Annotated in this window: 23 protein-coding genes; 9 read left to right on the top strand and 14 right to left on the bottom strand. The window is 62.6% G+C overall.

The window, feature by feature from the left end; genetic code table 11:
• The first annotated feature begins 2 nt into the window (after positions 1-2).
• Entirely contained in the window at positions 3-464 is a 462-nt protein-coding gene (gene recX / locus CDO35_RS07530; protein WP_099523409.1) for a recombination regulator RecX, read from the top strand.
• A gap of 13 nt (positions 465-477) precedes the next feature.
• Here recX and CDO35_RS07525 read toward each other — a convergent pair whose 3' ends face one another.
• On the bottom strand, positions 478-1,359 hold the full coding sequence (locus tag CDO35_RS07525; protein ID WP_099523407.1) for a DUF6685 family protein: 882 nt from the start codon (positions 1,357-1,359) through the stop codon (positions 478-480).
• 144 nt (positions 1,360-1,503) lie between these two features.
• Between CDO35_RS07525 and CDO35_RS07520 the strand changes: the two genes are divergently transcribed.
• Positions 1,504-1,725 carry a DUF2835 domain-containing protein gene (locus tag CDO35_RS07520; protein ID WP_099523405.1) on the top strand — a complete coding sequence of 74 codons (222 nt, stop codon included), beginning with the start codon at positions 1,504-1,506 and terminating at the stop codon, positions 1,723-1,725.
• A gap of 86 nt (positions 1,726-1,811) precedes the next feature.
• The gene (locus CDO35_RS07515; protein WP_099523403.1) at positions 1,812-2,834 is read left to right on the top strand and encodes a quinone-dependent dihydroorotate dehydrogenase; all 1,023 of its coding nucleotides are present in this window, start codon (positions 1,812-1,814) and stop codon (positions 2,832-2,834) included.
• Between the two features lie 93 nt (positions 2,835-2,927).
• Here the strand turns inward: CDO35_RS07515 and rmf are convergent, their stop codons facing one another.
• Complete coding sequence (gene rmf / locus CDO35_RS07510) at positions 2,928-3,143, bottom strand: ribosome modulation factor (RefSeq protein WP_003244273.1); 216 nt, start codon at positions 3,141-3,143, stop codon at positions 2,928-2,930.
• Between the two features lie 415 nt (positions 3,144-3,558).
• Between rmf and rlmKL the strand changes: the two genes are divergently transcribed.
• On the top strand, positions 3,559-5,739 hold the full coding sequence (rlmKL, locus tag CDO35_RS07505) for a bifunctional 23S rRNA (guanine(2069)-N(7))-methyltransferase RlmK/23S rRNA (guanine(2445)-N(2))-methyltransferase RlmL (RefSeq protein ID WP_099523400.1): 2,181 nt from the start codon (positions 3,559-3,561) through the stop codon (positions 5,737-5,739).
• A 71-nt stretch (positions 5,740-5,810) separates the two neighbouring features.
• Here the strand turns inward: rlmKL and dacB are convergent, their stop codons facing one another.
• Positions 5,811-7,247 carry a D-alanyl-D-alanine carboxypeptidase/D-alanyl-D-alanine endopeptidase gene (dacB, locus tag CDO35_RS07500; RefSeq protein ID WP_099523398.1) on the bottom strand — a complete coding sequence of 479 codons (1,437 nt, stop codon included), beginning with the start codon at positions 7,245-7,247 and terminating at the stop codon, positions 5,811-5,813.
• A 247-nt stretch (positions 7,248-7,494) separates the two neighbouring features.
• Between dacB and CDO35_RS07495 the strand changes: the two genes are divergently transcribed.
• Positions 7,495-7,836 carry a YggL family protein gene (locus CDO35_RS07495; RefSeq protein ID WP_045735171.1) on the top strand — a complete coding sequence of 114 codons (342 nt, stop codon included), beginning with the start codon at positions 7,495-7,497 and terminating at the stop codon, positions 7,834-7,836.
• A gap of 136 nt (positions 7,837-7,972) precedes the next feature.
• Here the strand turns inward: CDO35_RS07495 and CDO35_RS07490 are convergent, their stop codons facing one another.
• The 7 genes from CDO35_RS07490 to CDO35_RS07460 form a co-directional block, all read right to left on the bottom strand.
• Positions 7,973-10,924 (bottom strand): HD domain-containing phosphohydrolase, encoded by a 2,952-nt coding sequence (locus CDO35_RS07490; protein ID WP_099523395.1) that lies wholly within the window; start codon positions 10,922-10,924, stop codon positions 7,973-7,975.
• A gap of 70 nt (positions 10,925-10,994) precedes the next feature.
• Positions 10,995-12,059 carry an FUSC family protein gene (locus CDO35_RS07485; protein ID WP_099523392.1) on the bottom strand — a complete coding sequence of 355 codons (1,065 nt, stop codon included), beginning with the start codon at positions 12,057-12,059 and terminating at the stop codon, positions 10,995-10,997.
• Between the two features lie 12 nt (positions 12,060-12,071).
• Positions 12,072-13,403, bottom strand: a complete 1,332-nt coding sequence (locus CDO35_RS07480; protein ID WP_099523390.1) for a deoxyguanosinetriphosphate triphosphohydrolase — start codon at positions 13,401-13,403, stop codon at positions 12,072-12,074.
• Positions 13,404-13,474: 71 nt separating this feature from the next.
• The gene (locus CDO35_RS07475; RefSeq protein ID WP_099523386.1) at positions 13,475-14,638 is read right to left on the bottom strand and encodes an EAL domain-containing protein; all 1,164 of its coding nucleotides are present in this window, start codon (positions 14,636-14,638) and stop codon (positions 13,475-13,477) included.
• 115 nt (positions 14,639-14,753) lie between these two features.
• Entirely contained in the window at positions 14,754-15,038 is a 285-nt protein-coding gene (locus CDO35_RS07470; protein ID WP_099523383.1) for a hypothetical protein, read from the bottom strand.
• Positions 15,035-15,394 carry a phage holin family protein gene (locus CDO35_RS07465; protein ID WP_099523380.1) on the bottom strand — a complete coding sequence of 120 codons (360 nt, stop codon included), beginning with the start codon at positions 15,392-15,394 and terminating at the stop codon, positions 15,035-15,037. The genes CDO35_RS07470 and CDO35_RS07465 overlap by 4 nt, the downstream gene beginning before the upstream one ends.
• 8 nt (positions 15,395-15,402) lie before the next feature.
• Entirely contained in the window at positions 15,403-15,720 is a 318-nt protein-coding gene (locus CDO35_RS07460) for an ElaB/YgaM/YqjD family protein (RefSeq protein WP_099523377.1), read from the bottom strand.
• A gap of 371 nt (positions 15,721-16,091) precedes the next feature.
• Between CDO35_RS07460 and CDO35_RS07455 the strand changes: the two genes are divergently transcribed.
• A complete protein-coding gene (locus tag CDO35_RS07455) occupies positions 16,092-17,300 on the top strand; it encodes an ammonium transporter (RefSeq protein ID WP_099523375.1) in 1,209 nt (402 codons plus the stop codon).
• An 85-nt stretch (positions 17,301-17,385) separates the two neighbouring features.
• Here the strand turns inward: CDO35_RS07455 and CDO35_RS07450 are convergent, their stop codons facing one another.
• The 3 genes from CDO35_RS07450 to purM are packed head-to-tail and all read right to left on the bottom strand — an operon-like array spanning position 17,386 to position 19,813.
• Positions 17,386-18,102, bottom strand: coding sequence for a DUF3108 domain-containing protein (locus CDO35_RS07450; RefSeq protein WP_099523373.1), 717 nt, complete (start codon positions 18,100-18,102; stop codon positions 17,386-17,388).
• Positions 18,103-18,110: 8 nt separating this feature from the next.
• On the bottom strand, positions 18,111-18,755 hold the full coding sequence (purN, locus tag CDO35_RS07445; RefSeq protein ID WP_099523370.1) for a phosphoribosylglycinamide formyltransferase: 645 nt from the start codon (positions 18,753-18,755) through the stop codon (positions 18,111-18,113).
• Complete coding sequence (gene purM / locus CDO35_RS07440) at positions 18,755-19,813, bottom strand: phosphoribosylformylglycinamidine cyclo-ligase (RefSeq protein WP_099523368.1); 1,059 nt, start codon at positions 19,811-19,813, stop codon at positions 18,755-18,757. The genes purN and purM overlap by 1 nt, the downstream gene beginning before the upstream one ends.
• Before the next feature lie 247 nt (positions 19,814-20,060).
• Between purM and CDO35_RS07435 the strand changes: the two genes are divergently transcribed.
• The 3 genes from CDO35_RS07435 (at position 20,061) to hda (ending at position 23,233) form a co-directional block, all read left to right on the top strand.
• Complete coding sequence (locus CDO35_RS07435) at positions 20,061-21,101, top strand: DUF2066 domain-containing protein (RefSeq protein WP_099523365.1); 1,041 nt, start codon at positions 20,061-20,063, stop codon at positions 21,099-21,101.
• 73 nt (positions 21,102-21,174) lie between these two features.
• On the top strand, positions 21,175-22,260 hold the full coding sequence (locus CDO35_RS07430; protein WP_099523363.1) for an AI-2E family transporter: 1,086 nt from the start codon (positions 21,175-21,177) through the stop codon (positions 22,258-22,260).
• 268 nt (positions 22,261-22,528) lie between these two features.
• Complete coding sequence (hda, locus tag CDO35_RS07425; protein WP_099523360.1) at positions 22,529-23,233, top strand: DnaA regulatory inactivator Hda; 705 nt, start codon at positions 22,529-22,531, stop codon at positions 23,231-23,233.
• Positions 23,234-23,329: 96 nt separating this feature from the next.
• Here hda and CDO35_RS07420 read toward each other — a convergent pair whose 3' ends face one another.
• A complete protein-coding gene (locus CDO35_RS07420; RefSeq protein ID WP_099523357.1) occupies positions 23,330-23,737 on the bottom strand; it encodes a DUF2069 domain-containing protein in 408 nt (135 codons plus the stop codon).
• Positions 23,738-23,739 lie beyond the last annotated feature (2 nt).

Here is a 23,739-nt window from a genome sequence, read left to right as displayed (position 1 = left end):
GCATGACCGTCGTACTGGATAACCCGCTCGCCGTCAGGCGGGCGGCCATGGATCTACTGGCGCGGCGTGAACATGGACGTGTCGAGCTTGCGCGCAAGTTGCGCAAGCGTGGCGCCTCCGAGGACATGATCGACGCGGCTTTGCAGCGGCTATCGGAGGAGGGCTTGCTATCCGAGGCCCGCTATCTGGAAAGTTTCGTTGCTTATCGTGCGCGTGCTGGCTACGGGCCGTTGCGTATTCGCGAGGAGCTCGGCCAACGTGGGCTTGCGCGTAGCGATGTCGATCAGGCTCTGCGTGAAAGTGGTATCGACTGGTTCGAGCAGTTGCGTGAAACCTGGCAGCGCAAGTTTGCCAGTCGGCTTCCTGGGGATGCTCGAGAGCGTGCTCAGCAAGGCCGGTTTCTGGCCTATCGTGGTTATTCGCTGGATATGATCGGGCGTCTGTTGCGCGGTTGCGATGAATAGCGCGCCAGTCTGCTCAGGCTGGCTGGATGGCCAACTGACGTAGATGGCTCGGCACGTCTGGTGCGCCGGCCAGGCGCAACCCCTCACCAAGTGCAGTGGCTTCCTGATGCTCTTTGGGCAGGAGGAGGAACTCCGGGGTGCCGGCTTTCTTCAGTAGCGACAGGCGCGCATAAGGGATGCCGTTGTCCAGTAGCAGCCCCATGAAGCTGGGATCGCTCCACGCTGCTTCTGGCATGGCTAGTACGTGATAGCGATTTTGCAGGTTGTCCAAGCCCGCTTCATTCAAACGATAGCGAACCAGATTGGCTGGCAGCAGCACTTCCAGTTCGCGTCTGCGCGCATAGGCGATTGCTCCGGCGAAGGCTTCGCCGTGCATCTCCCCTGACCAGAAGGTGCGCGAGCCGCGCCAGTTGGCTTGACGCAGTTCTATAGGCTCGCCGGCGAGAAAGCGCGGCAACGCCTGGCTGACGGTCTTGACGAAATCCTTGTAGCTGATGATGCGCACCTGCTTGCAGTGTTCGCTTGCCGCGTAGTCTTCGAAGCTCACGTAGCCTGGTACCGGACAAGGACAGGCGAAGCCATCGATCAGGCGCAGATCGAACGATTGCAGTTGCTGCGTTTGCGCTTCCACTACTTGAGTCAGTGCGGAGTGGGCCTGTGCTTTGTCTTCCTGCACCGGGCCGGAAAGTGCGCCGCGAGGCAGGTTGAGCAGAAGCTGCAGCTGCGGGCCGTCGTGCCAGCCAATGCTTTCGACCGCTGCTGGCAAGGGTTTGAATGGCAGGCGCAAGGCGCTGGCTCTGGCGAATATCTGCCGTGAGCTGCGGCCGAGCAGGCCCATGCGCTGAGCCAGTGCAGCCAGGCGGCTGCTGAGAGTTGAGGATTCGGACAGGCTCATGGCCGGCAGATCGCTCCTGAAGCGTCTGCTGCAGTGTGGCAGACGCGGATGGCTATTGCCCATATAGCGTAGCGCGGCGCGTGAGTACCTGTCGCGTTACAGGTCTGTGGCAAAATAGCCGCATTCATTTGCGAGGGTGCCTCCATGCCCAGCTTGGTGCTGGATATTGCGTTATCGGCCGAACGGTTGCAGGCCATCTATCGTGGCCAGGCCAATCGGATTATGGCGCAAAGCCGCGACGGGCGCCGCGTCAGTTTGCCGGCCCATCATTTGCGGCCCTTTTTGACCCACGCCGGCATCTTTGGTTCCTTCGTGCTGGAATTCAATAGCTCCGGCGAGTTACTGAGCTTACGCCCTTTGGAGTGATCTGGCGCACTTGCCTCGCGCCGAAGCCGCCTGCGCGGCTATAATCGCCGGCTGCCAACCCTCTACCTGTCGAGCTGAGCCTGATCATGTACTCCCTGGCCCGCGAGCTGCTATTCAAACTGTCCCCAGAAACTTCCCATGAGCTGTCCATCGATCTGATCGGTGCTGGTGGTCGGCTGGGGCTCAACGGCCTGCTGACCAAGGCGCCGGCCAGCCTGCCGGTAAACGTGATGGGTTTGCAGTTCGCCAATCCGGTCGGGCTGGCGGCGGGGTTGGACAAGAATGGCGATGCCATCGATGGTTTCGCCCAATTGGGCTTTGGTTTCGTCGAGATCGGCACCGTTACACCACGTCCGCAGCCGGGTAACCCCAAGCCACGACTGTTTCGTTTGCCGGAAGCCGAGGCGGTGATCAATCGCATGGGCTTCAACAACCGTGGCGTCGATCATTTGCTCGAGCGGGTCAAGGCAGCGAAGTTCAAGGGTGTGCTGGGTATCAATATCGGCAAGAACTTCGATACGCCGGTCGAGCGGGCAGTGGATGATTACCTGGCTTGCCTGGACAAGGTTTATGCCCACGCCAGTTACGTCACGGTCAACGTCAGCTCGCCCAATACGCCGGGGCTGCGCAGTCTGCAGTTCGGTGATTCGTTGAAGGAGTTGCTCGAGGCGCTGCGTCGTCGTCAGGAAGATCTGGCCCAGGAGCACGGCAAACGCGTGCCACTGGCGATCAAGATTGCCCCGGACATGAGCGATGAAGAGACCGCGCTGGTGGCATCTGCGTTGCTGGGTGCCGATATGGACGCGGTGATCGCCACTAACACCACGCTTAGTCGTGAGGGCGTCGAAGGGCTGGCCCACGGGGACGAGGCAGGTGGTCTGTCGGGTGCACCCGTACGTGACAAGAGCACGCATATCGTCAAGGTACTGGCCGTTGAGTTGTCGGGGCGTCTGCCGATCATCGCGGTTGGCGGTATTACCGAAGGCAAGCATGCGGCGGAGAAGATCGCTGCGGGTGCGAGCCTGGTTCAGATCTATTCAGGGTTCATCTACAAAGGACCGGCGCTGATTCGCGAGGCGGTTGATGCGATTGCCGCGCTGCGCAAATAAGCTGCGTAAATAAATAGGGCTCCCGAAGGAGCCCCTGGGCTTGCGCCCGCCGCCCGGAGGGGGTCGGCATGGTGAAGTCGGGTGTGTTCCTGATCAGCCGACAGCGTGAAGTTCGTTGAGTCGATGAATACCGGCTGTGCCGGTCAGCCCATCCCAGTTATCGCCACGGCCCTCACGCCAGCCATTGAGCCAGGCCTGACGAACCGAAGGTAGGGTAAAGGGGCAAAGTTCGCGGGATTTACCATTGATGCCGTACTGATAGCCGCGCAAAAAAGCTCTTTCTAACGGATCACGCTTAAGTCTTCTCATAGGGTGTTGCCCTCACTGTTGACTGTTATGTCCCGTTGGCCTTGTGGCAAGGCCGGGCAGAATCTTCTGCCTGCGAAAGTCCGCTGCCGGCGTGGCGAACTTTCTGTGCCTTCGCCGTTGCAGCGAAAGCCTTAGGTAGTGTTCTAACGAATGCACCGGGGCCTGTGAATGATCGATTTGTCATAAGGGCGTAACCTAAATGCGGGTGAGGCCATAAGGGGGCTGGTGATACGTCCAGCCTCTTTCGGCCAGGCGCCGTCATATCTGGCTATGCACGCAGATGCCGTCATTTTGCTAGTGCAAATGAGAGTGCTTGCTTATTCCGACGAAGGGTCGCGCTGTGACCTTTTGTCACTTATTTTGAGTCGAGGTGCGCCGCCGCACCTCTCTGATTGCCATAGGCAGTGGAACATCCATGTCTGATCGTTACGAAATCGTACTGACCTGCCCCAAGGGGCTCGAAGGGCTGTTGCTGGAAGAGGCCAGGGCGCTGGGGCTGGAAGAAGCGCGCGAGCAAACGGCTGCGATCCGCGGCCACGCTGAAATCGAAGTGGCCTATCGGCTTTGCCTGTGGTCACGCCTGGCCAACCGCGTGCTGTTGGTGCTGTCGCGTTTTGCCATGAGCAACGCCGACGAGCTTTATGATGGCGTGCAGGCGATCGACTGGCGAGACCATCTTGAGCCGTCCGGCAGCCTGGCAGTGGAGTTCAGTGGCAACGGTTCGGGTATCGATAACACCCACTTCGGTGCACTCAAGGTCAAGGACGCGATTGTCGACCGGTTGCGTACTGCGGGCGGCGAGCGGCCCAGCATCGACAAACTCAACCCGGACCTGCGCGTGCATCTGCGCCTGGATCGCGGTGAGGCGGTGCTTTCCCTGGACCTGTCCGGCCATAGCCTGCACCAGCGCGGTTACCGCCTGCAGCAGGGTGCTGCGCCGCTGAAGGAGAATCTGGCTGCCGCGGTGTTGATCCGTGCCGGTTGGCCGCGCATTGCTGCTGAGGGTGGCGCCCTGGCTGACCCGATGTGCGGTGTGGGCACCTTTCTGGTAGAGGCGGCGTTGATGGCAGCCGATATCGCCCCCAACCTCAGGCGTGAGCGCTGGGGCTTCTCCAACTGGCTCGGCCACGTACCGGCAATCTGGAAGAAGCTGCACGCCGAAGCCGAGCAGCGCGCGGCAGCGGGTCTGGCCAAGCCGCCGTTGTGGATTCGTGGTTACGAAGCCGATCCGCGGCTTATCCAGCCTGGGCGCAACAACGTCGAGCGCGCCGGTCTGTCCGACTGGGTGAAAATCTATCAGGGCGAGCTGGGCAGTTTCGAGCCGCGCCCGGACCAGAATCAGAAGGGCCTGGTGATCAGCAACCCGCCTTATGGCGAGCGCCTGGGCGACGAAGCCAGCCTGTTGTATCTCTACCAAAACCTCGGCGAGCGCCTGCGCCAGGCCTGCCTGGGGTGGGAAGCGGCGGTATTTACCGGCGCGCCCGAACTGGGCAAACGCATGGGCCTGCGCAGCCACAAGCAATACGCGTTCTGGAACGGCGCACTGCCCTGCAAACTGTTGTTGATCAAGGTGCAGACCGAGCAGTTCGTTACCGGTGAGCGGCGTGCGCGCGAAGACGATCAAGAGCCAGCGCAGGATGCGCCGCAACAGGCGCGTCTGTCCGAAGGCGGGCAGATGTTCGCCAATCGTCTGCAGAAGAATCTCAAACAACTGGGTAAGTGGGCGCGCCGCGAAGGTGTCGAATGCTATCGGCTGTACGATGCCGACATGCCCGAGTATGCCGTGGCAGTCGATCTGTACCGCGACTACGTACATGTTCAGGAATATGCCGCGCCCCGTTCGATCGACCCGGACAAGGCGCAGGCACGCTTGCTTGATGCCCTGGCTGCAATCCCGCAGGCGCTGGGCGTGGCGCAGAGTCGTGTGGTCATCAAGCGTCGCGAACGCCAGGCCGGTACCAAGCAGTATCAGCGTCAGGCGACGCAGGGCGAGTTCATGGAAGTGAACGAAGGCGGGGTCAAGCTGCTCGTTAACCTCACCGACTATCTGGATACCGGGCTGTTCCTCGATCACCGCCCGTTGCGTTTGCGCATTCAGCGCGAGGCAGCCGGCAAGCGTTTCCTCAACCTGTTCTGTTACACCGCGACGGCCACTGTGCATGCGGCCAAGGGTGGCGCGCGCAGCACCACCAGCGTCGATCTGTCAAAAACCTACTTGGATTGGGCGCGGCGTAATCTTGCGCTCAACGGTTTTTCCGACAAGCATCGCCTGGAGCAGGGTGATGTGATGGCCTGGCTGGGGGAGGATCGCGGTGAGTACGAGTTGATCTTCATCGACCCGCCAACCTTCTCCAACTCCAAGCGCATGGAAGGTGTGTTCGATGTGCAGCGCGACCATGTCGAGTTGCTCGACCTTGCCATGGCGCGTCTGGCCCGTGGCGGCGTTCTGTACTTCTCCAACAACTTCCGCAAGTTCCAGCTGGATGAGAGCCTGGTGGCGCGCTATCAGGTCGAAGAAATCAGCGCGCAGACACTGGACCCGGACTTCGCGCGCAATCCCAAGATTCATCGCGCCTGGCGTTTCACCGCCCGCTGATTGCGTCGTTCGGACACAATCCGGGGCCTGGTTCATGAAAGCCCCCGGATTGCATTCGGGCTACGTGATCGTCAGCGCTTGGGTTGGCTGTAGGTGTCGAGCAGTACCTGATCGAGAATCGAGGTGGCGCCCCAGGGTTTCGGGTCGTTGAGGATGGCGACCACGGCCCAGTCCTGGCCGTTGCTGTCGCGGCTGAAGCCGGCGATGGCGCGCACGTTATTCAGCGTGCCGGTCTTGATGTGCGCCTCACCCACGAGTGGTGTGCGCTGCAGGCGTCGACGCATGGTACCGTCCATTGCCACCAGCGGCATCGAGCTGCGGAACTCGGCAGCGTAAGGGCTGCGCCAGGCCGCCTGGAGTATCAGCGCCATTTCCCGTGCGCTGATGCGCTCGGAGCGCGATAGGCCGGAGCCATTCTCCATCACCAGATGTGGTGCAGTGATGCCCTTGCGTGCCAGCCAACTGCGGATGACGCGCTGCGCGGCCATGGAGTCATCCTTGTCGGCTTCGGTACGGAACTGTGCGCCGATGCTGAGGAACAACTGCCGTGCCATGGTGTTGTTGCTGTACTTGTTGATGTCGCGGACGATCTCCACCACATCGGGCGAGAAGGCGCGTACCAGCATGCGGGCTTTTTCCGGCACGGGGCCTTGGCGGTCCTTGCCGAGGATCTTGCCGCCCAGTTCCTGCCAGATGCCGCGTACCGCGCCAGCTGCGTAGCTGGGGTGGTCGAGCAACGACAGGTAGGTCTGCGCGCTGCAGCCTTCGGCCAACTGGCCACTGACGATCAGTGTGGTGCCGTCGAACTGATCCACCGCGTTGTAGCGAATGTCGGGCCAGGATGGGCACTGGGCGGCCTTGAGCAGGCGGACCTGGTTATCGATACGGATCGAGGCGATGGGCGGGTCCATGGCGATGCTCACCTTGCCGTCTTCGGCACGGGTGATGAAACGTTGCGCCTTGAGGTTGACCAGCAGCGAGTCGGGCTTCACCAGGAACGGCTTGTTGGCATCGCCGCCATCGTCGTTGAACGCCGGCAATTGTGGGGCGACGAAGAAGCTGCGATCGAGCACCAGGTCGCCCTGGACCTGACGCACGCCATTGATGCGCAGGTCGCGCAGCAACAGCCAGAGCTTCTCCATGTTCAGTTTCGGGTCGCCGCCACCCTTGAGGTAGAGGTTGCCATGCAGCACGCCATCCTTCAGCGGGCCGTCGGCATAGAACTCGGTCTTCCACTGGTGGTTGGGCCCCAACAATTCCAATGCTGCGTAAGTGGTCACCAGTTTCATGGTCGAGGCTGGGTTGACCGAAATATCGGCATTGAACTGCAGACCGCCGGCCTGGCCGCCCAGAGGCACGGTCATCACCGACAGCGAGTTGTTGGAAATCTTGTTGGCCTTCAGGGCCTGCTCGACCTTGGCAGGGAGTGCGGCGCTGGCAGCGTGGCAGGACAGGGCGAGGGGGAGAAGCAGGGCGCTCAGCGCCAGTTGGCGAAACCGCTGGATCATCGACAAGAACCTTCCGCAGTCAGGCGGGAGTAACGAGGGAGACAGACAAACGACAGTCCGACTCGGGGAAAAGTTGCCGGCATTATGCAGCAAGAACCGGCTTGCAGTCGGCCTCGCCTATTTAAAAACAGTCACTGTAAACAGCTGGCGTTCAACATGTTCGAGGGGCTGCTGGGCGACACAAAGCGGGCGCTCTGGCGGCGAAACTGCTAGAGTGCCGCGCGTTATTACCTTTGAGGATTGTTTCATGGCGACCAACCGTTCCCGCCGTCTGCGCAAGAAGCTCTGTGTCGATGAATTCCAGGAGCTGGGCTTCGAGCTGACCCTGAACTTCAAGGCTGACCTGAGCGATCAGACCCTCGACGATTTCGTCGATCAGTTCCTCGATCAGGCCATCGCCGGCAATGGTCTGGATTACGTCGGTGGCGAAGACTTCGGCCTGGTCTGCCTGGCCAAGCGTGGCTCGGTCAACGAAGAGCAGCGCGCTGCCGTCGAAGCCTGGCTGAAAGGCCGTGACGAACTGGAGAAGTTCGAGCTCAGCCCGCTGCAGGACGTCTGGTACCCGGAAAACCCGATCAACCAGGCTTGATCGCTACTCGGCGCCGGGTTCCCAGGCGCCGCCTCAGCTTTTGGCTGATCCAGGCCACGGCCTGATACCTGACTGCAGGAGCAGCTTTGCTCTCGAGTCGAAGCGTTGACCAACGTTTCGCGAGCAGAGCTCGCTCCTACAGCACTCCTGCCTTTTCCAAGACCATCTGTTCGTCCACCTGATCGATCTGTTCGGGCTGCATGAAGCGTTCGGCGTAGCGCCGATAGATGCCGGCACGAATGAACAGAGCGAACAGCTGCGGGTCGATGTGCGCGCCCTTGCACATGCCGACCATGATGTTCAGCGCCTCCGACAGCGTCTTGCCTTTCTTGTAGGGGCGATCCACCGCCGTCAATGCTTCGAAGATATCGGCGATTGCCATCATGCGTGCCGGCAGGCTCATTTGCTCGCGCGTCAGGCGTTTGGGATAGCCGCTGCCGTCCATCTTCTCGTGGTGCCCGCCGGCGATCTCGGTGACGTTCTGCAGATGCTTTGGGAAGGGCAGGCGGTCGAGCATCAGGATGGTCTGCACGATGTGATGATTGATGATGTAGCGCTCCTCGGCCGTCAACGTGCCGCGGGCGATGCTCAGGTTGTGCAACTCGCCGCGGTTGAATTTGTACGGCGGCACTTCCAGCTTGAAGCCCCAGGGATTGTCCGGTGCGATCACCTCCTGGCCAACGCGCTCGATCAGGTGCTCGGGGCGGTCGGCTATCAGCGGTTCTTCCACCGGCAGGCCGGCGGGTGCCGAGCGTTCCAGGCGCTTGGCTTCCTCCCAGGACACGCCCAGGCGATTGTCCAGGGTGCGTAGCCAGCGGCGTTCGGCGATCTGCTGCAGGCGCGCCTGGTCGGTATCGGCCATGGCCTCGCCGCCCAGATTGATGCGGGCGATGAAGGCGAACTCGTCGTCCAGATCGCTCAGCAACTGGTCACGCAGCCTGGCCAGCGCCGCCTCCTCGCCACCTTCGCTGCGGGCACGCCAATAGGCGATCCAGGCATCGCGCTTGAGCACCTCGAAACGCATGCGCACTTCGTGAATGCGGTCGTACAGGGTTTCCAGTTTGGTCGCCTTGTCGACCACGTATTCCGGCGTGGTGACCTTGCCACAGTCATGCAGCCAGGCGGCGATATGCAGCGCCTCCCATTCTTCGTCGCTTGGGTGGTAATCACGAAACTCGGGGGCGTCGCTCTCGGCAGCGGCGCGCGCCAGCATCAGGGTGATTTCCGGTACGCGCTGACAGTGGCCGCCGGTATAGGGACTCTTGGCGTCGATAGCGCCGGCGATCAGCTGGATGAAGGCATCGAGCAACTGCTTCTGCCTGGCCAGCAGACGCTGGCTCTCGATGCATAGGGCTGCACTGCCTGAGACGGCATCTACGAAGGCGACACGGTCGGGGCTGAGCATGCTCTCGCTGTTCTCGCCGGTGTCACGTTGCAGCAGCACCAGCACGCCGACGGTATCGCCCTGACGGTTGTGCAGGCCGGCCGCGATCAGATGCAGACGCGGGCTATCCATGGCCGACAGCAGCCCCTGGAATTTCCCCGCCTGATCAAAGCCGATGGAGGTGGCGATGCTGTTACCACCGCTGGCCGGGCGTTGTAACCAGGTGGGCAGGGTTGGGTCGTCATGGGCCAGGCCGTGGATGCCGAGGTCGGCGAGGTTGCGGCTCTGACCGTCGATGATCAGCCCATGGGGCTCCAGGCGGCCGCTGTCGTTGTCCAGCAGGTAGAGCAGGCCGCCCTGGGCATCGCTGATGGAGACGGTGGCGTCCATCACGCGTTTGATCAGCGCTTCGAACTGGGTTTCCGCAGACAGGCTGGCGGCGATGTCGAGGAAGCTCGACAGGGTGTCCTTCATGCTGGTCATGGACACCGCCAGCTGGTCGACCTCGAGAATCGGCGAGCGCCCGCTGGCCGGATAGGCGAAGTCGAAGCGGCGGATGGCCTGCGCCTCCTGCACCAGGCTGCGCAGCGGTTTGACCACCAGGCGCGAGGTCAGCCAGCCCAGGGGCAGGCACAGCAACAGGGTGGTGAGGGTGATCAGGGCACCCTGCCAGCGGATGCGGTAGGCCTCGGCCAGCAGCTCCTGCTCGGGGACCAGTAGCGCCAGATGCAAACCTTGCGGGCCGCCTTCCTGAATGTGCCGATGGGCCATGGCCCAGCGTTGCTTGGCAAGCTCGATGACGCCTGCGTCCTTTTCGTTCAACTGGCCGGCCAGCAGTTCACCCAAGGCCGGGTTGAGCTCGCTGACCTTGACCAGCGATACCTTGCCGTCGACCTCCTTGAGCAGACGGCTGCTCTCGGGGTAGGCCACGGCGTTGCCATCGCTGTCGGCAAGCACCACCTGGGTGTTGGGGGTGACGCGATGGCTGGCCAGGGTCGCGGACAGGTCATCCAGGGTCAGGTCCGCGCCGATCACCGTGGTCAGGCCGCTACGCCTGGCCAGGGTGGTGCCGATTTCCTGGGTGGAGAAGAACAGATAGGGTGCGGTGGTGATCTGCCCACCGTCGCCGCGGGCGCGTTTGAACCACTCGCGTTGCCTCGGATCATAGGGTTCGCTGAGGTTCTGCCGGCGGCTGAGCGGGTTCAATGAGCCGTCATAGAACAGGTAGTCGCTGTCGGTGCCGACGCTGCTGCGGTCGATGGCCCAGACCTGGTACGCGGCTTTGTCCGGTGCGTCGAAGCGTTGCTTGAGCATGTCGCTGCGCAGCGGTCTGACCATGAAGAAATCACCATCTTCATAACCCAGGTAGATCGAGGCCAGCTTGGGGTTGTCGCGCAGGGCCTGAACGAACAGCGGCAACATTTCCAGGCGTTCGTCGAGCGTATCGGCCTGGGTGGCGGGGTGCAGCGCCAGCAGGCTGAGCAGATGGCGTATCGGGCGATAGGTGCTATCCAGATCCTTCTGCACGTCGTACTGGATGCGCTCGAACAGGGTCGAACTGCTGGAGAAGATCAGTCGGCTGGTCTGTTGATAGTTGAATAGCCCCAGCACCACGCCGGTGAACAGCAGTAGCAAGGTGAACAGGACGCTGATGTGAACATGCAGGGGAAAACGGCGTTCGCGCGCAACCGCTGTATTGGGCATCGCACTTCACTCCTTGCTGGCGCTGCAGGCTCCAACAGCATAGTGAAGTGTGGGCGAATCTGCCTAAACGTTATAAAGGCTGTTGCGAACTATCTTCGGTCTTGCCCGGTTTGTTCAGTTGCAGGCGCAGGCCATGCACCAGCAAGGCGATGGTCAGGGTCAGGGCGACGCCGATCAGTGCGTTGAGCAGGCGAACCTCGGCAAGGTGCCAGTCATGCGACAGGCTCTCGGCCAGAAGCACGAAGCAGAGGCTGGTCTGCAGCACGAACAGGCCATAGTGATTGGCCTGCAGTGCGCGGCTGAGAAACACCAGCGCCAGCAGGGTCATCACCATCATCGGTGGGCTCTGCAGGCTGTGGCCGAAGATGATCAGCAGGCCGGCGGCGGCCAGGCTGGCCAGGCTGGCCTGCAGGGCGCGCACCAGGCTGCCCTGGAATTCCAGTTGCAGCGTGCTGATGACGGTCAGGGTCAACCAATAGCCGCGCGACAGACCGGCCAGGTTGACGATCAGCCCCGAGGCGGCGAAAGCCAGCATGCAGGCCAGGGCGTGCAGGCGCCACTGTTGGCGCGGCAGGCGCTGCGCGTGGCGCTTGAGCACCTTGAGAATGGCGAGAAAGCGCGGCATGTACGGCCACATGCGCAGACCATGCAGGCCGCGCAGGCCGAAGGCCAGCAGCATGACCCAGAGCCCGCCGAGGATGAACAGCGTGGCCACTGCGTAGGGGTTGTGCAGATTGCCGATGCCGAACTGTCCCTGGCCAAGGCACAGGCAGATGCTCAGGCCGATACCCAGCTTGCCGGCTTCGCTACCGAAGCGTTGCAGCCAGGCCAACAGCAGGCCGAACGCTGCAAAAATGCACAGGCTGAGCAGGGGGTGACTACCCGCCCAGAAACCCAGGCCGGCACTGCAGGCACCCAGGCCGGTGAGCAGCAGCATGCGCAGCATGCCGAAGCGGTGCAACGGGTTGGCCTGGGCGGCCTGAAAAGCGCCTGCCGAGGCCCAGAGAAAACCACTGTGAGCAGTGAACAGGCCGAGCACCAGCGGCAGGGCGCAGCCCAGCACCGCGACCACGGCAGGGCCCCAGGCCGGCGGGCCGGCATGCCAGGTGAAACTGTTGCGAATCAGGTTCTTCATGCGCTGTTTTCGTCAGATCGGGCTCGAACGGCCGGTCATCTCCCTCGCCATTTCCGTAGCGTAGCTGTCCGTCATGCCGGCGATGAAATCGATCACCCGCATGAACGAGCGATACAGCGGCCAGCCGGGTTCAGGCGCGTAGTAGCTGAGCAGGTCGAGGATGCGCCGATGCTTGAACGACGGCGCACGCCCACTGTGCAGCTCCAGTGCTGCACCGCAGAAGGCGTTGAGGAGGATTTCCAGCGTGGTGTAGGCGCCGATTTCATGCAGCGTCTTGCGCTTGTCGTGGAAGATCTTCTCGCGCGCCAGGGATTTCGCGCTCTGCACACAGTGCTTGGCCGCGCCGTGCATGTGTTCGACCAGATCACCCTGCAGGCCGCCGCCCAGCAGGGCGTGTTGTTGCTCGACGAAGGCACCGGCCGCGGCGTTGGTCAGGTGTTCGATGGCCTTGCCGCGCAGGATCGCCAGCTTGCGTCGGCGGGAGTCCTTGGGGCCGAGCTGGCGATAGGTTTCCGGCAGATCATCGCCCACCAGGTCGAGTAGCAATGCCTCCACTTCGGTGTAGTCGAGCAGTTCCATCTCCACGCCGTCTTCCAGGTCGATCAGGCCGTAGCAGATGTCGTCCGCGGCCTCCATCAGGTAGACCAGCGGGTGGCGTGCCCAGCGCTGCGCCTCCAGTTGTGGCAGCTCGAGCTTGGCGGCGATCTGTTCGAGCAACGGCAGCTCGCTCTGGTAACAGCCGAATTTGTGCTTCTTGTAGCCCTGAGCGTCGGCATGGCGAGCGGTCCAGGGGTACTTGAGGTAGGTGCCGAGGGTGGCGTAGGTCAGTCGTGTGCCGCCATCGAATTGGTGGTATTCCAGTTGGGTGAGCACACGAAAACCCTGGGCGTTGCCTTCGAAATTGAGAAAGTCGCCGCGTTCGGCATCGCTCATCGCATCCAGCCAACCGCGCCCGGCGGCCTGCTGAAACCAGTGGCGAATGGCGTCTTCGCCGGAGTGGCCGAACGGCGGGTTACCGATATCGTGGGCCAGGCAGGCGGACTGCACGACCATGCCCAGGTCACTCGGTGTGCACCAGTCGGGCAGATCGTCACGCAACATCTCACCGACGCGCATGGCCAGTGAGCGGCCGACGCAGCTGACTTCCAGCGAGTGGGTCAGGCGGGTGTGGATATGGTCGTTGCTCGAAACCGGATGCACCTGGGTCTTGCGTCCCAGGCGGCGAAATGCGCCGGAGAAGATGATGCGGTCATGATCCTTGTGGAAGGGACTGCGGCCTAGCTCTGCCGAGCTGGGCGCAGGTTTACCGAGACGTTCGCGGGTGAGCAGGGTGTGCCAATCCAAGGCCTATCCTCGCCAGGTTGATCCGGGCCCCTAGCTTGGGTGTTCATGCCGCCGGCTGCAACCCCGGTTGGTTACAGGCCGGCGGCGTCGATATCCACTAGCAGCAGCCGGCGGCCGTTATCGATGAACTGGCCGGCCGTCAGGCAGTATTGGTTGGTGGTGGCGTCGCGATAGGTGGTGGAGAGGGTCAGGCGCCGTTCCTCCCAGCCTTCGGCCAGCAGTTGATAGAAGTAGGGGCGCCATGACCAGTTATGGCCGAGGTAACGATCATCGGCCTGCCATGCCCCTAGGCACCACTCCAGGTTTGGCGTGAGTTGGGTGCCGTGGCGGTCGCACTGATAGATGCGCAACAGCCAGGGGTAGTTGTCCGGTGCTTTCAGGCTCGTTGTCGGGGCACCGCTTTCGGCCCAGAATCTCAGCTCGGACATCAGCTCGGCCAGTTGCTGACGCAGGTTGACCAGGCGCGCGCGCTCGGCGAGTTTCTGTTGCACGTAGTTGTCACGCAGACGTGCGAAGCGGCCGACGAAGGCATCGCTGGCGAATAGCTCCTCTTCCGGCTTGGCGAACAAGAACCCCTGCACGTAGCGGGCGCCGCATTCCAGGGCGAAGTTCAGCTCGGCTTCGGTTTCCACTCCTTCGGCGATGATCCAGCAGCCGGTTTTTTCGGCCATTTGCGCCAGCGCCTTGACCACTTCGCCGCTCGGGCCGCCACGGGCGGCTTCCTGAAACAGGCGCATATCCAGCTTGAGGATGTCCGGTTGCAGCGCCAGCACGCGGTCTAGCTGTGAGTAACCGGCACCAAAGTCGTCGATGGCGATACGCGCACCGGCGTCGCGGTAGCGCGACACCACGTCAGGCAGGCGCTGGCTGGCTCCGCCGAGTTCGGTGATCTCGAAAACGATGCGCGTCGGGTCGATGCCGCTGCGCTGTAATTGGATCAGGCTGGGCAGTGGCTGCGCTGGGCGCAGGCGGCTGATCCAGCGTGGGGAAATGTTCAGGCTGAGGAACCAGTCCGCCGGGGCCTGATGGAAGCGGCGCAAGGCATCTTCGCGGACCTGTCGGTCAAGGCGGCGCAGGGCGGCGGGTGGGGTTTTCGGGTCGGCGAAAAGCGGCCCGGCCGAGCGAGCCTGGCCCTTGTCATCGCGCAGCCGAGCCAGCGCTTCGACACCGGCGATGCGACCGGTGGCGGTATCGATAAAGGGTTGGAAGACGGCAAAAGGCAGTCCGTCGATCACCTGGGATGTCCTTAGCGCTGAGCGGTTGAGCTGCCTGATGGCGGCTGGTTACTCAACCAAGCAAGATCGCGGCCAGCCCAGGTCTAGACCAATCTGCGTTTCGGTCGATGCCGCTTTACCGGCGCCGAAGTAGTGGCGCAACGATCAATGCCAGGCGTAACCAGCGTCGCCAACCGCGTTTACCGCCAAGCAGGCCGGCCAGTGCCAAGGCGCCGCCAGTGAGCAAAAAGGGTGCATTGCCCTGGCGCAGACGCTGGCCATACTCACGTACTTGCTTGAGTGGCTGACTGATTTGCAGCACTTCATGGCGCAGTTCTTGGCGGTGCATCTCCAGGCGCATGCGCAGCACGGCTTTACGCAACTGACGGCGCGAGGCGCCTGGTGGCAAGTTGGACGTCATGGCAGCAGTTGCTCGCGGTCACGTTGTAGTTCTTCCAGGCTGGCGCTGAACGGTGTTTCGGCGTTGCGCAGACTGATCAGCAGCCAGGTGGCACACCCTACCAAGCCAGAACCGTAGAACAGGCAAAGACCCGTGGCGACTACTAGGCGGTGGCTGTCCCAGTAGACGATCAGCAACAGCGCGGACAGACCTATCAGCAGGAGCAGGGCGAAGGCCAGGCACAGGCCGCCGAGAATCAGCGCGCGCAGTGCCTGGTTGCGTTGGTCTTCGAGTTCATGGGCCAGCAACGCCACATGGCCCTGTAGGAGGCCCAGCAGGGCCGCCCCCAGGCGCCTTGGCGATGGTCCATTGGACATTGGCGCTGTCAACGGCGGCTGATCAGCAGGCCGAGCACCAGGCCAATAGCGGCCGACAAACCCAGTGCCTGCCATGGGTGCTTGTGCACATAGTCTTCAGTGGCGTCGACGGCGATCTTGCCCTGCTCGCGCAGGCCAGACTCGGCTTTGTGCAGGGTGTCTCGGGCACGATCGAGGCTGCCACGAATGTCATCACGCAGGGCCTCGGCGTGTTCGCCAGCGAGACTGGCGGAATGTTGCAGAAGCTTCTCGGTATCGCTGACCAGAGCCTGGAATTCATCCAGCAGGGCGTCCTTGGTGCTTGGAGTAGCGGCTTTACGGGGCATAGTGAGCAGTCCTCTGCGTTGGTATGTGCTACTTACGATTGCTCTGCAGCGTGAGGGTTCCGCAAGAATAGTCGGGAAGTGACCGGCCTGGCGTTTGGTATAGCGATTGCATTTTGCTGGTGCGCGAAGGTCGAGAAATGCCCTGTGATGGGGCTTTTTCGGGGCGGCTCAGGATGGTCCATTTCGCGCATAACCATTTGATTAACAAGAAATAAGCATCGATATGTCGACATATGGTGGCGCTATTTTAGAGCCACTCGACGGCACTTTTCGAGGGCGCCCCACTGTTTTTGGCTGCATTGTGGTGCGCGTTTTCGGGTTTGTGCCTTTGTTTGGTGCCTTTTCTTCTGCCTCCGGAGTTTTCTTTCTCGATGGAAAACATCAACAGTGCCGTGGCCACGCTGATCCACGGCTCCAATACCCTGTTCATCCTGCTGGGTGCCATCATGGTCCTGGCCATGCATGCCGGCTTTGCCTTTCTCGAAGTGGGAACGGTACGGCAGAAAAACCAGGTCAACGCGTTATCGAAGATTCTCTCGGATTTCGCTATTTCCGCCTTGGCATATTTCTTCATCGGCTACTGGATCGCCTACGGCATCAATTTCTTCGAGCCGGCTGCGGTGCTGACGGAGAACCATGGCTACGGCCTGGTGAAGTTCTTCTTCCTGCTGACCTTCGCCGCGGCGATTCCGGCGATCATCTCCGGTGGTATTGCCGAACGTGCCAAGTTCGGCCCGCAGCTGTGTGCCACGGCATTGATCGTAGCCTTCGTCTACCCCTTCTTCGAAGGCATGATCTGGAACGGCAACTACGGCTTCCAGGCTTGGCTCGAGGCTCGCTTCGGTGCCGGCTTCCATGACTTCGCCGGTTCGGTGGTGGTGCATGCCATGGGCGGCTGGTTGGCCTTCGGTGCGGTGCTGCTGCTGGGGCGCCGCAACGGGCGTTATCGCGACGGCAAGCTGGTGGCCATGGCGCCCTCGAACATTCCGTTCCTGGCGCTGGGCTCGTGGATCCTGATCATCGGTTGGTTCGGCTTCAACGTGATGAGCGCGCAGACGCTCGAGGGCGTCAGTGGCCTGGTGGCGGTCAACTCGCTGATGGCCATGGTTGGCGGTACCGTCGCCGCGCTGCTGGTAGGGCGCAACGACCCTGGCTTCCTGCATAACGGCCCGCTGGCTGGCCTGGTCGCGATTTGCGCCGGCTCGGACCTGATGCATCCGATCGGTGCTCTGGTCACTGGGGCGATTGCCGGTGCATTGTTCGTCTGGGCATTCACCGCGACGCAGGTGAAGTGGAAGATCGACGACGTGCTCGGCGTCTGGCCGCTGCATGGCCTGTGCGGTATCTGGGGCGGCATTGCCTGCGGCATCTTCGGCCTCGAGGCATTCGGCGGCCTGGGTGGCGTGAGCCTGGCCAGCCAGGTGATCGGCACTGCGTTGGGGGTGGTGGTCGCGCTGGTCGGCGGCTTCGTGGTGTATGGCCTGCTCAAGGCTTCGCTGGGTATTCGCCTGAGTCAGGAAGAGGAATACAACGGTGCTGACCTGTCGATTCACAAGATCGGTGCGGTGAGTCAGGACTGAGAGGCCAGGGCTGGCGTTGTTTGCCAGCGTTTACGGCGGGCAATAAAAAACCGGGCAATGGCCCGGTTTTTTATTCAGTTGTAGATCAGTCGCGACGACCTTCTACCGCCTTGCCGGCGACGGTGCCTTCCTTGAGCATGATCTGGTATTCCTTGCCGTCGGTTTCCACCTGATGCAGGCGTACCAGCAGGTGGCCCCAGTCTTTGGCGAACCACAGCACGGTCTTGCGGGTGCTTTGCGTGGGGTCACGCACGCGTTCGACCTTGATTGCGTCAATCAGGCCCGCCTTGGTGCGTACCACTTCTTCGCCCAGCACGCGGAAGTCATAGGTTTCGATCTCGTCACCGTCGACCACCTGGTAGCTCACGCTCTTCTTGCCGGCCGCAATGTCCTCTTGCAGGGCAACCTGGTAGGTCGATTTGTCCAGCAGGCCACGGTTGAGCGGCAGTCGCACGGCATCGCCACGGTCGCTGCCGATCACTTGCTTCTGCTCCCAGTCGAAGTCCTGCTCGACCTTTTTGCCTTTGCCCAAGCCGCTGCGATTGAGGCGGTAGGTCAGCGGCAGCAGGGCGCCGTTGTCGACGCGGAAGGTACTTTCTTCGGTGAGGCCGGCGACCAGCATCGAGGCTTCGAAGTTGAGGGTCCAGCGGCCGTCGTCTTCACGTTTGAGGCTGCGCTCGGCGCTGCCACTGACCGGCAGCTGCTTCCAGTCCGCGGTGTAGCTGGCGGAGAAGGGCTGCAGGTCCTCGGCAAAGGCGGACAGGCTGAACAGTGTCAGGGCGAACAGCAGGGCACGACGCATAGAGTCTCCTAGGTTCGAATCAGGTGGCCGCTGGCGGGCAGCGGCTGGCCATCCAGCATTGCGCCTTGAGCGCCAAGACGCAAGCGGCCTTCGGCAAACCATCGCACTGCCAGCGGATAGATCTGGTGTTCCTGCTGGTGCACGCGGCGAGCAAGGCTTTCGGCCGTGTCGTCTGCCTTGATCGGCAACACAGCTTGTACGACCAGAGGGCCACCATCGAGTTCCTCGGTCACGAAGTGCACGCTGCAGCCGTGTTCGCTGTCGCCGGCTTCCAGGGCGCGCTGATGGGTATGCAGCCCCTTGTGCTTGGGTAGCAGTGACGGATGGATATTCAGCAGGCGGCCTGCGTAGTGCTGAACGAAGCCCGGCGTGAGAATGCGCATGAAGCCAGCCAGCACCACCAGGTCAGGCTGGTGGGCATCGATGGCCTGGATCAGGGCTGCGTCGAAGGCGTCGCGGCCATCGAACTGCTTGTGGTCGAGCAGGCCGGTGGCGATCCCGGCCTGTTTCGCTCGCTCCAGGCCATAGGCATCGGCGCGGTTGCAGATAACCGCGCCGATTCGGGCCGGATTGCCGTCGTGGCCGACGCTGTCGATCAGCGCTTGCAGATTGCTGCCTGATCCGGAGATCAGGACGACGACATTGCAGGGCATCAGTGGGCTTTCAGGTTGTTCAACTGAACCTGGGCTGCGCCTTCTGCTGCGGCGGTGATCTGGCCGATGACCCAAGGTTGCTCGCCGCTGGCGCGCAGGCTGGCCAGGGCGGTTTCAACCTGATCCTGAGCGACGCAGATGACCATGCCGACGCCGCAGTTCAGCACGCGGTGCATTTCATGCTCGTCGACGTTGCCTTGCTCCTGCAGCCAGTCGAACACAGCCGGGCGATTCCAGCTGGCCACGTCGATCACGGCCTGTGCACCTTGCGGCAGTACGCGCGGGATGTTGTCCAGCAGGCCGCCGCCGGTGATGTGGGCCATGGCCTTGACCGCACCGGTGTCCTTGATCAGCTTGAGCAGCGGCTTGACGTATATGCGGGTCGGCGCCATCAGCAGGTCGGCCAGAGCCTTGCCGTCCAGTTGCACCTGCTCGATGTCGGCGCCGGAGACTTCGATGATCTTGCGGATCAGCGAGTAGCCGTTGGAGTGCGGGCCGGAGGAAGGCAGGGCGATCAGGGCGTCGCCGGTGACGACCTTGGAGCCGTCGATGATCTCGGCCTTTTCCACCACGCCGACGCAGAAGCCGGCCAGGTCGTAGTCTTCGCCTTCGTACATGCCCGGCATTTCGGCGGTTTCACCACCGACCAGGGAGCAACCAGCGAGTTCGCAACCAGCGCCGATACCGGTCACCACGGTGGCGGCGACGTCGACGTTGAGCTTGCCGGTGGCGTAGTAGTCGAGGAAGAACAGCGGCTCGGCGCCGCAGACCACCAGGTCGTTGACGCACATGGCGACCAGGTCCTGGCCGATGCTGTCGTGCTTGTTCAGGTTCAGTGCCAGGCGCAGCTTGGTGCCGACACCGTCGGTGCCGGACACCAGTACCGGTTGCTTGTAGCCGGCCGGGATCTCGCACAGGGCGCCGAAGCCGCCCAGGCCTCCCATGACTTCCGGACGCGCAGTGCGCTTGGCGACGCCTTTGATGCGTTCGACCAGGGCTTCACCGGCATCGATGTCGACGCCTGCGTCCTTGTAGCTGATGGAGGGTTGCTTGCTCATAGATCCGGGCCTTTGGATGGGGAGTTCGTGTAGGCGCCGACGTGGCGCAGGCTCATCCAAGGAGCCCGGCGCGCGTACCGGCTGGCGAAGGCGCGCGATTTTATCAGGCTTGCCCGGTAGCGGCCACTCGTGTGCATGCGCTTCGTCGCAGGCACTGGCTCTGGTTGCCGGGGCTTGAGCGGCTGTTTAAGGTATAGGCCTTTGTGCCCGCCCGCCGTGCGGCCATCCCTTGCGAGAGTCCACCCCAATGCGTTTGCCCATCCGCCTGTTGTTCCTCTGTCTGTCGCTGCTGAGCCTGCCGGTATTGGCCGCGCCGGTTACCGGTCTGTACCAGGTGCGCGAGCCCGTGGCCGACCAACAGCCGGAAACTCGCGACGCTGCCATGCAGAAAGCCCTGCAGACGCTGGTGCTACGCCTGACCGGCGACGCCAAGGCATTGCAAAGTGCCGAGCTGGAAGGGCTGCGCAAGGACCCGCAGCAGATCGTCAGCCAGTACGGTTATGAAGGTGACGCGCTGCTGGTCGAGTTCGATCCGGGCAGTACCGAGCGCCAGTTGCGTCAGGCCGGCCTGGCCCTGTGGGGCGCCAATCGCCCGGCCATCCTGACCTGGTGGCTCAACGAGTCGCCGGAAGGCAGCCAGCTGGTTGGTGAAAGCCAGAGCGCATCGGCACTGCTGCGCGATGCCGCGCAACATCGTGGCTTGCCACTGCGTTTGCCGCTGGCGGACCTGAGCGAGCAGGCGCTGGGTACTGCCGATGTGCTGCTGGCCAACGATCCACAAGCCCTGCGCGAGGCGTCCGAGCGCTATGGCGCCGATGCCTTGCTGGCCGTGCAGGCGACTGAAAGCGGCGGCAGCTGGCAGGCGACCTGGCGCCTGTGGCTGGGTGACGAGCGCGAGCAGGGCAAGGCAGAGGCCGCCGATCAGGCTGCGCTGGCCGATGCAGTGCTGCTGGCCGTGGCCGAGCGCCTGGCGCCGCGTTTCCTGGTCAAACCGGGTGCTGCGCAGAGCCTGACGCTGGTGATCGAAGGCGCAGACCTGGGCCGTTTCGCGGCACTGGAGCGCTTGCTCGAACCCTTCGCCGCGCGTTTGCAGGAAATCGACGGCCAGCGCCTGGTTTATCAGGTCAGCGCTAGCCCGGAGCAGCTGCGCGCGCAACTGGCATTGGGGCAACTGCAGGAAGTCAGTGAGCCGCTCGATGCTGCTGAGCCAGTAGAGAACCCGGAGGCCGCTGCAACCGAGGCGCCGCAGGTGAAGCCGCGCACCGATCAATTGCGCTTTCGCTGGTAGAATCTGCGCCGGGTAGACCACAGCCCAGTTACGCGGCGCCTTCCTGGCGCCGTTTCGCATCGAGGACGCGAGCATGACCGATTCCACCCGTTGGCTATGGATGGCTGGGCTGTTTCTGCTCGGCTGGCTGCTGTACCTGTTGCACCCGATTCTTTCCCCGTTCCTGATCGGTATCCTGCTGGCCTACATGGGCGACCCGCTGGTCGACCGTCTCGAGCGGCATCGGCTGTCGCGCACGGGGGGCGTGGTGGTGGTATTCGCGCTGTTCGCTCTGGTATTGCTGATCCTGCTGCTGGTGTTGGTGCCCATGCTGGGACGACAGCTGGTGCGTCTATATCAGCTGGCGCCGGAAATGCTCGATTGGTTGCAAGGCACGGCCTTGCCTTGGTCGCAGTCGCATCTGGGGCTGCAGGATGACCTGCTGCAGGTCGATCAACTCAAGCAGGTCTTTACCGACAACATTGGCAAGACCACCGATGTGCTCAAGGCGGTGCTGGCCCAGGCGACATCCTCGGGGTTGGCACTGCTGGCCTGGCTCGGCAACCTGATGCTGATTCCGGTGGTGAGCTTCTACCTGATGCGCGACTGGGATCTGCTGGTCGAGCGCGTGCGCCGCCTGCTGCCACGCCAGCGCGAAGGATTGATCGTCAAACTGACTGGCGAATGCCATGAAGTGCTGGGCGCCTTCCTGCGCGGCCAATTGCTGGTGATGCTGGCGCTGAGTGTCATCTATTCGGTTGGCCTGATGTCGGTGGGGCTGGAGCTGGGGCTGTTGATCGGTGTGTTGGCGGGCCTGGCCAGTATCGTGCCTTACATGGGCTTTATCGTCGGTATCGGTGCGGCGCTGACCGCTGCGCTGTTCCAGTTCGGTCTCGAGCCCTATCCGCTGATCGGTATTGGCGTGGTGTTCATGATCGGCCAGTTGCTCGAGGGCATGGTCCTCACGCCCATGCTGGTGGGCGATCGCATCGGCCTGCACCCGGTCGCGGTGATCTTCGCCATCCTCGCGGGTGGCCAGCTGTTTGGCTTTACCGGCGTGCTGCTGGCCTTGCCGGTTGCTGCCGTGATCATGGTTCTGCTGCGCCATGCCCATGATTTGTATAAACTTTCCGGCCTTTACGGAGAGTCCAATAGCGGTTCCGACGAGCCGACGAGGTAGGGTCTGTTCCCGTTTCGCCGCGGCCGCGCCGGGGCCAGTTTTTGCGCGGGGCAAGGCATGAGGAGAGAGATTTGGTTATTCCAAATGAACGACGAATAACGCAGCAGCGCGCAAAAACTGGCCCGGCCCTTCGGGTTGCGCGGCAAATGGCGCCATGCTGCGTTGTGGAGCTTGGCAAGGGAGCGACCATTACCTGCGCTCCACGCCTGGCCTGGCGCCATTTGGCGCAGCAACGCGGCTCGCGCCGAAACGGGAACAGACCCTGAGCATGAAACCAATCCAGCTGCCTCTGGGGGTGCGTCTGCGTGATGACGCCACCTTCGCCAATTACTACCCCGGCGCCAATGCTGCGGCCCTGGGCTATGTCGAGCGCTTGTGCGAGGCCGACGCCGGCTGGACGGAAAGCCTGATCTACCTGTGGGGCGCCGAAGGCGTCGGGCGCAGCCACCTGCTGCAGGCGGCCTGCCTGCGTTTCGAACAGCGTGGCGAAGCGGTGGTGTATCTGCCGCTCAGCGAAGTGGTGCAGCACGGCCCGGAGTTGCTCGACAACCTGGAACTCTGCGAGCTGGTCTGTCTCGATGATCTCGATGCCGTGGCCGGACGTAGCGACTGGGAAGAAGGTTTGTTCCACCTGTTCAACCGCCTGCGTGACAGTGGCAGGCGCTTGTTGCTGGCAGGCACCATGTCACCGCGCGAGTTGCCGATTCAACTGCCTGATCTGAAGTCGCGACTGACCCTTTCGCTGATCTTCCAACTGCATGAGCTGTCCGACGAGGACAAGCTGCGCGCTCTGCAGCTGCGCGCCTCGCGCCGTGGCTTGCAGATGAGCGACGAGGTCGGTCGCTTCATCCTCACTCGGGGCGAGCGCAGCATGAGTGCGTTGTTCGAGCTGCTGGAGCGCCTCGATCAGGCCTCGCTGCAGGCCCAGCGCAAGCTGACCATTCCCTTCCTCAAGGAAACGCTGGGCTGGTAACTGCTTCGGGAACTCAGGTGTAGGAGCGAGCTCTGCTCGCGAACTCTTGGCTGCACAAGCGCTTCGCGAGCAGAGCTCGCTCCCACACCAGGACGTTTATTCCCCAGCCAGCTTGCGGTCGTACTGAAAACGCCAGCGGGTGTAGAGCAATGCGCAGCAGAACAGGCCGAAGCTGATCACGGCCTCCAGTGCGCCGAACAGTGCACGCGCCGGATCGATGGCGGCGAGTACGCCCTGGATGAAGTAGATGTTGACCACGAAGCAGGCCCAGGCATGAGCGCGGGCGTTGCCCAGCAACATGCCGGGGGCGAGTAACGCCAGCGGCAGCAGTTGAATGGCCAGCACCACGCCGACCCGCGCGCCATGCAGATCGGCGAAGGCGAGGTTCCACACCAGCAGCAGGGTCAGCAGGGCGATAAAGCTGAACAGGCTCAGCGCTCGGCTGAGTTTGACCCGTGGCTCCAGCCACTCGAGGCTGGGCAAGGGTTTCTTCGCTCGGGCCACGT

Origin of the sequence: Pseudomonas sediminis (genome assembly GCF_002741105.1) — a bacterium.
GTDB classification, from domain to species: Bacteria; Pseudomonadota; Gammaproteobacteria; order Pseudomonadales; family Pseudomonadaceae; genus Aquipseudomonas; species Aquipseudomonas sediminis.
This window is presented reverse-complemented; position numbering and strand designations above follow the sequence as displayed.